At 53.1% G+C, this 12,304-nt stretch carries 11 protein-coding genes; 5 read left to right on the top strand and 6 right to left on the bottom strand.

Annotation, left to right across the window (positions count from 1 at the left end; genetic code table 11):
* Positions 1–25: 25 nt before the first annotated feature.
* Positions 26–361 (bottom strand): universal stress protein UspB, encoded by a 336-nt coding sequence (gene uspB / locus FOV68_RS18680; RefSeq protein ID WP_010253393.1) that lies wholly within the window; start codon positions 359–361, stop codon positions 26–28.
* A gap of 415 nt (positions 362–776) precedes the next feature.
* Between uspB and uspA the strand changes: the two genes are divergently transcribed.
* Together uspA and FOV68_RS18670 are read left to right on the top strand one after the other, a co-directional pair.
* Entirely contained in the window at positions 777–1,214 is a 438-nt protein-coding gene (gene uspA / locus FOV68_RS18675; RefSeq protein ID WP_010253396.1) for a universal stress protein UspA, read from the top strand.
* Between the two features lie 459 nt (positions 1,215–1,673).
* The gene (locus FOV68_RS18670; protein WP_031593470.1) at positions 1,674–1,916 is read left to right on the top strand and encodes a hypothetical protein; all 243 of its coding nucleotides are present in this window, start codon (positions 1,674–1,676) and stop codon (positions 1,914–1,916) included.
* Between the two features lie 210 nt (positions 1,917–2,126).
* Here the strand turns inward: FOV68_RS18670 and rsmJ are convergent, their stop codons facing one another.
* Both rsmJ and prlC read right to left on the bottom strand, forming a co-directional pair.
* On the bottom strand, positions 2,127–2,885 hold the full coding sequence (rsmJ, locus tag FOV68_RS18665; RefSeq protein WP_143991338.1) for a 16S rRNA (guanine(1516)-N(2))-methyltransferase RsmJ: 759 nt from the start codon (positions 2,883–2,885) through the stop codon (positions 2,127–2,129).
* An 8-nt stretch (positions 2,886–2,893) separates the two neighbouring features.
* On the bottom strand, positions 2,894–4,936 hold the full coding sequence (gene prlC, locus FOV68_RS18660) for an oligopeptidase A (RefSeq protein ID WP_064704107.1): 2,043 nt from the start codon (positions 4,934–4,936) through the stop codon (positions 2,894–2,896).
* A gap of 430 nt (positions 4,937–5,366) precedes the next feature.
* Here prlC and FOV68_RS18655 point away from each other — a divergent pair, with 430 nt between their 5' ends.
* Positions 5,367–6,209: a 23S rRNA (adenine(2030)-N(6))-methyltransferase RlmJ gene (locus tag FOV68_RS18655; RefSeq protein ID WP_069025485.1), complete on the top strand. Its 843-nt coding sequence runs from the start codon at positions 5,367–5,369 to the stop codon at positions 6,207–6,209.
* Between the two features lie 60 nt (positions 6,210–6,269).
* Positions 6,270–7,088, top strand: a complete 819-nt coding sequence (locus FOV68_RS18650) for a CPBP family intramembrane glutamic endopeptidase (protein ID WP_143991380.1) — start codon at positions 6,270–6,272, stop codon at positions 7,086–7,088.
* Here the strand turns inward: FOV68_RS18650 and rnz are convergent.
* Positions 7,085–7,996 (bottom strand): ribonuclease Z, encoded by a 912-nt coding sequence (gene rnz, locus FOV68_RS18645; protein WP_143991337.1) that lies wholly within the window; start codon positions 7,994–7,996, stop codon positions 7,085–7,087. The genes FOV68_RS18650 and rnz overlap by 4 nt on opposite strands.
* Positions 7,997–8,124: 128 nt before the next feature.
* On the opposite strand from rnz, the gene gorA reads away from it, so the two are divergent.
* Positions 8,125–9,477, top strand: coding sequence for a glutathione-disulfide reductase (gene gorA, locus FOV68_RS18640; RefSeq protein WP_039388020.1), 1,353 nt, complete (start codon positions 8,125–8,127; stop codon positions 9,475–9,477).
* Positions 9,478–9,761: 284 nt separating this feature from the next.
* On the opposite strand, the gene FOV68_RS18635 is transcribed toward gorA, so the two are convergent.
* Together FOV68_RS18635 and FOV68_RS18630 are read right to left on the bottom strand one after the other, a co-directional pair.
* Positions 9,762–10,154: a helix-turn-helix domain-containing protein gene (locus FOV68_RS18635; protein ID WP_230873567.1), complete on the bottom strand. Its 393-nt coding sequence runs from the start codon at positions 10,152–10,154 to the stop codon at positions 9,762–9,764.
* 1,146 nt (positions 10,155–11,300) lie between these two features.
* Complete coding sequence (locus FOV68_RS18630) at positions 11,301–12,197, bottom strand: alpha/beta hydrolase (RefSeq protein ID WP_022623984.1); 897 nt, start codon at positions 12,195–12,197, stop codon at positions 11,301–11,303.
* Positions 12,198–12,304: the final 107 nt, after the last annotated feature.

The raw sequence follows: 12,304 nt of genomic DNA, 5'->3' as shown, positions 1-12,304 counted from the left end.
GCATTACGACGCAAGTCGCTCTTTTTTAATGCCAGATCGCCAGCGCCACCAGACTGATGACCACCAGTCCACACAGCGCACTGGTCAGCATAAACTGCCCCCGCACCCGCTCGCAGCGCCGGATAAACTCATCGTCGTGATGATCAAGATAGCGCTTTGCCCAGATATAAGTGACCAGCCGCACCTGCTTGCTTGGCTGACCATGAGAGGTGAAAAAACCCGCCCCATCGACATACTGATACAGCAGCGGATCACAACCGCGTAATACCGCCAGCAGTGCGCGCAGAGATGAAAAATAGCGCGCCATATTCACGATACACACCACACAAAGAGCCCAAAAAAGCGCAATAGTGCTGATCATATTCTCCCCCTCCCGGCTGGAATCGCAGCAACAGGCCCAGCGTCAGACACTGAGTCCACCTGCAGAAATAACCAGCCACTGAATCACCGGAATGCAAAGTTTTTCGACCCCCTGAGCGGCTGCGAATCGGACCGCCTTTTTTCAGTGTAGGAGAAATCTTTACATTTTTTCCAACGATGATTTTCGTTCAGCGCGAGTAAATCTGTCATAGCCTTGATCTTATTCATAAGCCAGGCGGCAACGGCAGCATTTACAGTGAGAGAAGGCTATACTGAGAACATAACAACATCATCACCTGCAACGCAGGTAGACACTTTGGTGGCGCTCATCGCCCGCTCGCGCAAGGGATTTCGCTAAGCTGTGACGCGGCAGGAACACCGGATGCCATCCTTAATCTCGTGAAAGGAGTTTTATCATGGCTTATAAACATATCCTGATTGCAGTAGACCTTTCTCCCGAAAGCCAGTTGCTGGTGGATAAGGCCGTCTCGCTGGCTCGTCCGTACGATGCCAGAATTTCCCTGATTCATGTTGATGTCAATTACTCCGACCTCTACACCGGCCTGATTGATGTCAACTTAGGGGATATGCAGAAGCGTATCTCTGAAGAGACACATGCGGCGCTGAAAGGGTTGTCAGATGCGGCGGGCTACCCGATCAGTGAGACGCTGAGCGGCAGTGGCGACCTCGGCCAGGTACTGGTTGACGCGATCAGAAAATATGACGTTGACCTGGTGGTATGTGGTCATCATCAGGATTTCTGGAGCAAGCTGATGTCCTCAGCCCGTCAGCTGATCAACACCGTGCATATCGACATGCTGATTGTGCCGCTGCGCGATGAAGACGAGGCGTAATTTCGCCGTATAAATGATTAAAGCCGGCGTAGAGCCGGCTTTTTATTTGCGGCGTCGATGCAGGAGAGTCTCAGCGCCGATAATTAACCTTTTAATTCTTCACTGACGCCGTCCGAATGCATCTTTATTAAATTATTTTTACCTGGATATTCGCCATAGTAATGCAATCCAAATAAACGACTGCTCTCTGACTTCGGATACCAGATAAAATGCCGCTTATAAAACTGCACTCTAAAATTACCTACATAAAATCAAAATCATCGCTACATTACTGACTCATCTAATGATTTCATTGTGAAAAAAATCACTGATAGCAAAACGCAACTTATCAAATTTTTACTATAGGAAAAGTTTAATTCATCCGTTATCTTTCGCCTGCTTATCTGCTGCGTCCGCAACAGATAATGCAAAATAAATAGCGTTCATTATGATTTTAAGAAACCAATAAGGATATTAAAAATGAGAGAAATTAACCAGACAGAGATTGCTGCAGTTAGCGGCGCAGGCCTGACTGAATTCCTGGGTGACGTCAATAACGCACTGACTGAAGTTTCGGGCTTATTCGACACCACCGTCGCATCAATCAAGGAAAGCACTGATTTGGGCGAAACCCTGGGTCTTACCTACAAAGCCATCGGTCTGGACTTTGCCAAAAACATTCTGAGCGTATTTTCAGGCTTCCTGACTAAATTAGTTGCCTGATACAGAGTCAGCGCTACCGTATTGACGCGATAAAATGCATACGGATAATTAAAGCATGTCTGAAATATTTCAGGCATGCTTTTTTATTTAACGTAATATCATCAGCCGTTTGCTTCAGACGATTTTTCGCAAAGCGCTGAATGATGCCTGATAACCGGCAGGCCGGTTATCAGGACCGGAAGCAACCGCATCACACCGCACCGTTACTGGCTATACAGTCCCGACCAGCGGTGGGTAAATATCAAAGCGATGGCTTTTGGTTACCACGGCCGCCTGCGTCACAACACCCGCCAGCGGCGGTGCATAGTCTGGCCGTTTTACCACGATGCGTTTCTTCGCCAGTCGGCGGGCGGGTTCCAGTAATGCGTCAGCATCTTCATCCGGTCCCACCAGCGACTGAAATACCCGCATCTCCTTTTTCACCAGCGCACTTTTCTGGCGATGGGGATACATCGGATCGAGATAGACCACATCTGGCGGCGGCGTGATATCTCCCAGCGCCTGCGCGCTGGCAGCATGAATCAGCGTCAGACGATCGCGCAGCCAGGGGCCAATTTCCGCATCCTGATACCCGCGCTGCAATCCATCTTCCAGCAGCGCAGCGACAACAGGATGACGCTCCAGCATTCGCACCCGGCAGCCCAGCGCCGCCAGCACAAATGCATCACGTCCCAGCCCGGCGGTGGCATCAACCACATCCGGCAGATAACCCCCTTTGATGCCGACCGCTTTGGCGACGGCTTCGCCGCGTCCACCGCCAAAGCGACGGCGATGCGCCATCGCGCCAGTGACGAAATCAACAAAAATGCCGCCCAGCTTTGGCTCATCACGCTTGCGCAGTTCAAGGTGCGTCGGGGTCTGCACCAGCGCCAGCAGTGCGTCTTCATCGTGCTCCAGCTGCCAGCGCTGCGCTAAACGTGATAAGGCGCCATCTCCGGCGCCTGACTCATCGAGCAAACAGATTTTCACGAACCGACTTATCCCTGAATGCCGTAATGTTCCAGCATCGCATCGAGCTTCGGTTCACGGCCACGGAAGCGTTTGAACAGCTCCATCGGCTCTTCTGAACCGCCACGCGTCAGGATGTTATCCAGGAAGGACTGACCGGTTTCACGGTTGAAGATGCCCTCTTCCTCGAAGCGGGAGTAAGCATCCGCCGCCAGCACGTCTGCCCACAGATAGCTGTAGTAACCCGCCGCATAGCCACCCGCAAAGATGTGGCTGAAGGCATGCGGGAAACGGCCCCATTCCGGACCCGGAACCACGGCCACGCGGCTTTTCACTTCGCGCAGGGTTTCCAGAATCTGTGCGCCTTTCTCCGGATTAAACTCGGTATGCAGGCGGAAATCGAACAGGCCGAACTCCAGCTGACGCAGGATAAACAGCGCAGCCTGATAGTTCTTCGCCGCCAGCATTTTATCCAGCAGCTCTTTCGGCAGCGGTTCGCCGGTTTCAAAGTGGCCCGAGATAAAGGCCAGCGCATCCGGTTCCCAGCACCAGTTCTCCATGAACTGGCTTGGCAGTTCCACTGCATCCCATGGCACACCGCTGATACCGGAGACACCAGGCGCTTCAATGCGGGTCAGCATGTGATGCAGGCCGTGACCAAACTCATGGAACAGGGTGATCACTTCGTCATGGGTGAAGAGCGCAGGTTTGCCTTTCACCGGACGGTTAAAGTTACAGGTCAGGTAGGCAACCGGCTTCTGCAGGCTGCCATCGGCTTTACGCATCTGGCCGACGCAGTCATCCATCCAGGCACCGCCACGCTTGTGTTCGCGGGCGTAGAGATCGAGATAGAAGCTGCCGCGCAGTTCGCCGGTTTCATCGAACAGATCGAAGAACTTCACGTCAGGATGGTAAACCTCAACGTCGTTACGCTGCTTCGCCGTAATGCCGTAAATGCGTTTCACCACTTCAAACAGACCGGCGACCGCACGCTCTTCCGGGAAGTAAGGGCGCAGTTGCTCATCGCTGATGGTGTAAAGGTGCTGCTTCTGCTTTTCACCGTAATAGGTGAGATCCCACGGATTAAGCTCGGTCACGCCGTGCTCTTTCCGGGCAAAGGCGCGCAGCTGCTCCAGCTCTTTTTCACCCTGCGGACGGGCGCGTTCCGCCAGGTCATTAAGGAAGTCGATTACCTGGGACGGGCTTTGCGCCATTTTGGTCGCCAGCGATTTATCGGCGTAGGAGTCGAAGCCCAGCAGCTGTGCCAGCTCGTGACGCAGCGCCAGTTCTTCCGCCATGATTGGGCCGTTATCCCACTTACCGGCGTTCGGACCCTGATCGGAGGCGCGTGTCGCATAGGCGCGATACATCTCTTCACGCAGCGCGGCGTTGTCGCAGTAGGTCATAACCGGCAGGTAGCTTGGGATATCCAGCGTCAGCAGCCAGCCTTCCTGCTCTTTGGCTTCAGCCTGTGCTTTCGCCGCCGCCATCGCGCTTTCCGGCATACCGGCCAGCTCGCTTTCATCGGTAATCAGCTTGCTCCAGCCCATGGTGGCATCGAGCACGTTGTTGCTGTAAGCCGAGCCCAGTTCAGAGAGGCGCGCAGCGATTTCGCCGTAGCGCTGCTGTTTATCTTTTGGCAGGCCAATACCGGAGAGTTCGAAATCACGCAGGGCATTATCGACCGCTTTCTTCTGCGCCAGATCCAGAGCAGCGTATTGCTCGCCCTCTTTGAGGTTGCGATACGCCTGATAGAGACCTTCGTGCTGACCAACCCAGGTACTGTATTCAGAGAGCAGCGGCAGCGTCTGCTCATAGGCTTCACGCAGCTCCGGGCTGTTTTTTACCGCATTGAGGTGGCTGACCGGTGAGAAGATACGGCTCAGGCGATCGTCGGTTTCCGCCAGTGGCTGAACCAGATTATCCCAGGTATACGGCGCACCCTGCGCCACGACTTTTTCGACTTCTGCGCGACAGTGGCTCAGCACTTCCGTCACGGCAGGCACCACATGTTCAGGCTTGATGGCAGAAAAAGGAGGGAGCGTAAAAGATGTCAGTAGCGGATTGGTCATAGCGCAGTCCTTTATAGATGTATGGGGCGCAGCGGGTCACGCAACGCAATCTAAGTAACATGCGGCTTAGTGTAGCGAAAATCAATGGCAGCCAGGATGAGGTGGGGAAGAAACGCGCGAATAGCAGCACGGAAGATGCACGCTTTTATCTCATGCACGTAATGCTGGCTGGCGCGTCGGGGAAGATTTGCGGTCGCTTTCCGTGACTGCGTGCCGGGAACCAGACACCCCGCCCTGAGCGGCTTGCGGTAATCCCGATTTGTTATCACGCTTCTGGCACATCAACAGGTCATCCCTGATATAATCGCGGATTCTCATGCTTTTCCTGCGTCGGTTGCTGTGCGTCGTTCTGTGGGTAATACGTGAGGTAATAATTGGTATAAATTGATTTTCCATCAATTAAAACCTTATACATTCAACAGGATAAACAATGCTGAGTTATCGCCATAGCTTCCATGCTGGCAACCACGCCGACGTGCTGAAGCACACCGTTCTGAGTCTGATCATCACGGCGCTGAAAGAGAAAGAGAAACCGTTTTTCTACCTGGATACCCATGCGGGCGCAGGTCGCTACCAGTTGAGCGGCGAGCACGCCGAGCGTACCGGTGAATATCTGGAAGGCATCTCACGTATCTGGCAGCAGCCCGATGCGCCGGAATTGCTGCAACCCTATTTTGATGCGATTCGTGCGCTGAACCGTAGCGGCACGCTGCGCTACTACCCGGGGTCGCCGCTGATTGCCCGCCATCTGCTGCGTGAAGATGACAAACTGCAACTCACTGAGCTGCACTCCAGCGACTATCCGCTGCTGCGTAACGAATTCAGCAAAGATAACCGCGCCCGCGTCGATCGTGCCGACGGTTATCAGCAGTTAAAATCGAAACTGCCACCGCCGTCACGTCGCGGTCTGGTGCTGATCGATCCGCCGTATGAGATGAAAAGCGACTACCAGGCAGTGGTGAAAGGGATTCAGGAAGGCCATAAACGTTTTGGCACCGGCGTCTTTGCGTTGTGGTATCCGGTGGTTTTACGCCAGCAGATCAAACATATGCTGCGCGACCTGGAAGCGACCGGCATTCGCAATATCCTGCAGATCGAACTGGCGGCACGTCCGGACAGCGATCAGCGCGGCATGACCGCCTCCGGCATGATTGTGATTAACCCGCCGTGGAAGCTGGCCCAGCAGATGAACACCCTGCTGCCGTGGCTGCACCAGAAACTGGTTCCTGCGGGTACCGGCCACTACGCGGTTAACCAGATCGTACCCGAATAACTCTCTTTGTCTTCTACGCCGCTCACTACCGGTGCTGCGGCGTTGTACCAGGTCTTTACCATGTGGATCATACTGGCTGGCGCGCTGGCCGCGCTGCAACCGGCCCGACGGCTGGCATTATTATTACTGGCGCTCGCCACACTGCTGGGTTTTTATCAGGACGTGTTAGCGTGGCCGGCGCTGCTGCTATTTACCGGCACCGCTGCTGTGGTGACACTCCGTATTTATGACCGTGACCATCATCGACGACAAATAGTGACCGAAGCGCTGCTGGTGCTGATCGCCATCGGGTTGCTCCTCCATCTTTTTCCAGGCTTTAACAACCCCCTTAAGGCAGAGAATGTGCAGGCCGGACCGCGCAGCGTGCCTTTCAGTTTCGGGTTTAACTTCGATAAAGCGCTTATTCCTTTTGTACTGCTGGCCTGCCTGCCGACGCTGTTTCGCGCGCCTGCCACGCCACCACGCTATCGGCTACCCGTCGCACTGGCGCTGATCGCCGCCATTCCGCTGCTGCTGTACTGCGCGCTATTATTGGGCGGATTAGCGTTGGAGCGACATACGCCGGACTGGCTGGGCCCATTTATGCTCGCCAACCTGTTCTTTGTTTCGCTAGCGGAAGAGGCCCTGTTTCGTGGCTATCTGCAGCAGCGATTAAAGCAGGTAGTGGGCGGCATCCCGGCGCTGTTACTGAGCGCGCTGCTGTTTGGTCTGGTGCATCTGAGCGGCGGCCTGTTGCTGGTGATATTCGCCACCCTGGCCGGGCTGTTATATGGGCTGGCGTGGCACTGGAGCGGCCGCTTATGGCTGGCGACCGCCCTGCATTTTGGCCTTAACCTGACCCATCTGCTGTTTTTCACTTATCCCGCACTGCATCATTAGAGGTTAAAAACCGCCAGATCCCAGGCCAGCTCGGTGCAGGGAAAAATCGTCTGGCACTCCGCCAGCAGGCGGCTCATGTCTTTTGCCAGATAGCGTGAACTGAAATGGGTGGCGATCAGCCGTTTTGCCCCGGCGCGTTTTGCCACTTCGGCGGCCTGCAGTGTGGTGGAGTGCCCGCGCCCGTTGGCTTTTTCCACCATCGCTGCCTCCAGCGTGGTTTCATGTACCATCAGGTCAACATTGGCCGCCAGTTGCAGCGCGACTTCAGTAGGTGCCGTATCGCCAAAGATGGCCAGCGTTTTGCCGGGTGTTGCGGGGCCAAGATAGTCAACACCGTTGATTACCCGCCCATCTTCCAGCGTCACGCAATCACCCTGCTTCAGTTGCTGAAACCACGGGCCGCGTGGCACCCCTTCCGCTTTCAGCCGCGCGGCATCCAGCAGGCCGGGTTTGTCATACTGTTCAATGCGATAACCAAAACACTCTACCGGATGGCTCAGCGGCCAGGCGCTGATACGAAACTCACCGTCGTCCAGCGTCCAGCCCGCCTCAATCTCAACGATGGTCAGCGGGTAGTCGGTGTAGGAACCGCTGATCGACAGCGCCGTCTCAACAAAGGTTTTTAATCCTCTGGGGCCATAGACCGTCATCGGTGTGGTCAGCCCGGCCATTGACCGGCTGGTGAGTAATCCCGGCAGCCCGAAGATATGATCGCCATGCAGATGGGTGATAAAAATCTTATCCAGCTTGCCCGGTTTGAGGCTGGAGCGCATAAACTGTAATTGTGTCCCTTCCCCGCAGTCGAACAGCCAGGTTTCACCACTCAGCGCGCGGGTAAAAGCAATAGATGTGACGTTACGTTGCAGGCTGGGAGCACCGCCGCCGGTGCCAAGAAAAGTAAGGTGCATGGTATGCTTCCCTGTAAGCGAGTGAAAAAACAGAACCCTATTACAATCATAGGCGCAAACTTTGCGTCATTTCGACCCGCAGCGTTACACTCAACCCCAATTTTTTATGCAACCGGATGGATACTTCAATGACCCGACATTTCGACTATCTCGCCATTGGCGGCGGCAGTGGCGGCATCGCCTCAATTAACCGTGCGGCTATGTATGGCCAGAAATGCGCCCTGATTGAAGCGAAAGAGCTGGGCGGCACCTGCGTGAACGTGGGCTGCGTGCCGAAGAAAATCATGTGGCATGCCGCGCAAATCGCCGAAGCGATCCATCTCTACGGGCCCGATTATGGCTTCGACACCACCGTAAATCGCTTCGACTGGGCCACGCTGGTGAAAAACCGCAGCGCCTACATCGATCGCATCCACAACTCCTATGACAACGTGCTGGGTAAAAACAAAGTCGAAGTGATTAAAGGCTTTGCCCGCTTTGTCGATGCGCACAGCGTTGAAGTCAACGGCGAGATTATCACCGCTAACCATATTCTGATCGCCACCGGCGGTCGTCCGGTCCACCCTTCTATTCCGGGTGCGGAGTACGGCATTGATTCCGACGGTTTCTTTGAGCTGGATGCGCTGCCAAAACGCACAGCGGTCATCGGCGCAGGCTACATCGCCGTTGAGCTGGCGGGCGTGGTGAATGCGCTGGGTTCAGAAACCCACCTGTTCGTCCGTAAACACGCGCCGCTGCGCAACTTCGATCCGCTACTCACCGAGACGCTGGTCGAAGTGATGAACACCGAAGGCCCGGCGTTGCACACCGAATCCATCCCTAAAGCCGTGATTAAAAACGGCGATGGTAGCCTGACGCTGCAGCTGGAAAACGGCAGCGAATATAACGTGGATTGCCTGGTCTGGGCGATTGGCCGTGAGCCCGCCAACGATGCCCTGAATATTGACGCCGCTGGCGTCGCGCTGGACGACAAGGGCTATATCAAAGTCGATAAATTCCAGAACACCAGTGTGTCAGGCATCTACGCCGTGGGCGACAACACCGGTGCGGTTGAGCTGACGCCGGTCGCGGTCGCGGCAGGCCGTCGCCTCTCTGAGCGTCTGTTTAACAACAAACCGGACGAGCATCTGGATTACAGCAACGTGCCAACCGTCGTCTTCAGCCATCCGCCAATTGGCACCGTGGGACTGACCGAGCCGCAGGCGCGCGAACAGTATGGTGATGATCAGGTGAAGGTCTATAAATCGTCGTTTACCGCCATGTACACTGCGGTAACCCAGCATCGTCAGCCGTGCCGCATGAAGCTGGTCTGTGTCGGTGCAGATGAGAAAATTGTCGGCATTCACGGTATCGGATTTGGCATGGATGAGATGTTACAGGGCTTCGCCGTGGCACTGAAAATGGGTGCCACTAAAAAGGACTTCGATAATACCGTGGCAATCCATCCGACCGCTTCCGAAGAGTTCGTGACGATGCGTTAATTCCCCAAACAGAATACTATTGTGAAAAACTGGCCATTAAGGCCAGTTTTTTTTGCAACTGTGCCCAACGGAAAAATCAATGCGCCCGCTGACGCGAAATGTAAATCCTGCGCTTCTCTTCATATTTTCTACACCCAGTAACAGCCAGGTTGATTAACCGCGGAAAACAGAACCGACAGTAATTAAATCCATTTATGGATAAAATTATTTAATGACTACCGATTATATTCACAGGCCCGGCGTCCATTTTCACAGGATTGTCGTTAGTGTATTTATCTCTGTGTTTAATGAATACCTGAAGTGACACGACTGCTAAATAACCTCTCCACACTGTCGCTTTTGAGAAGATAGCCTTTCTTCGAAACTCTCAGGATCACATCATCACTTAAACCCAGAAAAAAGAGCTTCGACTTTAAATTAGACATAACCTGCCAGACCCGCTGCGTAGAAGAACTCAGTCCATGTCTATCCCAGACGTTCTCCATCAGTTCAGAATCCGTGACAACATCAATGGTGGCATTTTCAAAAAGATACTCTAATACGTGCGACATGGTTTTTCTCAGGATGATATCTTCACCATACCCATTCAGACAAATTAGTCGCTTTGTCTTGTGTAAATAAACCACCTTCCCTTCAATAAGGTAGCCAATAAAATTTACTTCATTACCCGGTAGCATGATGTTCTCCAGAACAATGATGAAAAAAAGATAGTAACTTTTATTCAGGTATTTAAAAAAGATCACTTCATTATTGATACATCACTTTTTAATGAGCCCTGGCCACGCCTTTGCATTGATCCTGGTCTGTTATAGCGATGTCTGGATGATCGTCACGCATATATCCCTTTGTTGTGTGTTAAAATCAAAGCTATCCACCTCGCCACATCGTTAAGAAAAAGTCATAATAAAATAAGTTTGTTCTGGCGGAGAAGCAGACTGACCTTAATATTCATCCTACAGAATGCAATAAGATGTTGTTGCTTATCACCACCAGAAAAAAACCTTAAATATTTCTTAGATATATCAGAGGCCACCAATAAAATAACCAGGATAAATTGTTGTCTGATTTACCTCATCTTATGCGTAGCCGTTATGAAATCATCTAAAGTTAACGAAGACAATAAAGTGGAATTTTTATTTTAGTTCAAAACTTACGGGTTTTATCACGACCATCTGTAGCATAATCAGCCAAAATAAAGCTTAAAAGAAGAATCGCTTTGGATTGAAAGACGATTGCGTCATCCGAACACGCCCGCTACAACGCTTTCATTAGTTTTTTTATAATCCATAGGAGATGATATTTCTGTCCAATTTTTGATCTGTATCAACTGGCAATATATCGGTGAAAAAGCGAAGTCATGGCGGGAAAGCAGAGGCAAAAGATATGAGATCGGAATGTTCTTTACCCGAGAAACAATCAGATCCGTATGTTTATTAAGATAATTATTAAAGACTCCTTATTTAGCTATTTTGTGCCGTACTAACAGCACGGGATTGTCATCTCATGGTATACAGAGTCAGAAATAAGCGTGAGTGCCCCTTAGCTCCATACACCCTCGTTAACATGATAAATAGGAATGAGTTATTAATGCGCCCTGACCTGACAGCATAGTCCGTTGATATCAATATTGAGAGTCTGGGTCTGGGTCTGGATTTGGATTTGGATTTTGATTTGGATTTGGATTTGGATTTGGGTGATTTAAGATAACAGAGAGCGCAGCGTTAACCGGGTCCGGGACAAAGGGCCACCTTCGATCTGGTGACCTCTCGCCAGGCAGGCGAAAACGGATCCCCCGGTGCAGTCGTGCACCGCGCCAGTGCAACTCAGCTCACGCGATCCAGCCAGCGAACATAAGCCTGATCCCATAATGCCGCTGGCGTGCCCGCCTTGCCAAGACCAAAGCCATGGCCGCCTTTGCTGATCTGAATCAGTTCAACCGGCACACGATTACGGCGACAGGTGTCGCGCATCAGCTCGGTATTAAATGGATTTGAGGTGTGATCGTCCTCGGCCTGCGCCAGAAACGTCGGCGGATATTGCCGGGTCACGTAGTTCTGCACTGACCAGTTCGCCTCATCCTGCGGCGTGGCATTTTTGCCAACCATCATCAGATGGGTATTGGTGTGCTGATAAGGGGCTTCCAGGGTGATAACCGGATAGATCAGGCCCACGCTGTCGACTTTGGGCACCACTTCATCCAGCGGATCGATGGCCGGATAGGACTCAAAGTCCGGTCGCGCCGCCGCCAGGCCCAGCAGATGCCCACCTGCCGAGAAGCCCAGCACATGCACCTTGCGCTCAAAGGATCGCACCAGCCGGATGGCGCGCTGCGCATCCTGCAGCGGTGCCAGCCGCCCCGCCTGCCACTTCTCATGCGGCAGCCGGTAGCTGAGCACATAGGCGGTATAGCCATTGGCATTGAGCCAGCGCGCGACCGGCCAGGCTTCGCGTCCCATGCCGATCCAGCGATAACCGCCACCCGCTGCAATTAATACCGCTTCACCATTCGGATTTTCCGGTTTGAAACGCTGAATCGCCGGGCTGACGATATTTGACCAGGAACCGGTGCTGTTAATATGCAACTGGCCCGATGGGCCGCCGCCGCCGGGCGGATCGTCCGGCCAGAGGGGAATAATGTCATCGCGGGCAAATATTTTGCCAGTGGTCATGGAGAGCCCGAGCGCTCCCGTGCCGAGAATAAAGCGTCGACGCGTAATCATAATGCCTGTTATGTGATACCAGAAGAGTGAGCAAACCGTTGCGGCAGGCTGCAATAGAATTAACAGATGCAAGTCGGGTGCCATGGCTGGCGATTATGTACGCAATG

The organism is Pantoea sp. paga, assembly GCF_007558755.1.
In the GTDB taxonomy this organism is placed as follows: domain Bacteria; phylum Pseudomonadota; class Gammaproteobacteria; order Enterobacterales; family Enterobacteriaceae; genus Pantoea; species Pantoea agglomerans.
This window is presented reverse-complemented; position numbering and strand designations above follow the sequence as displayed.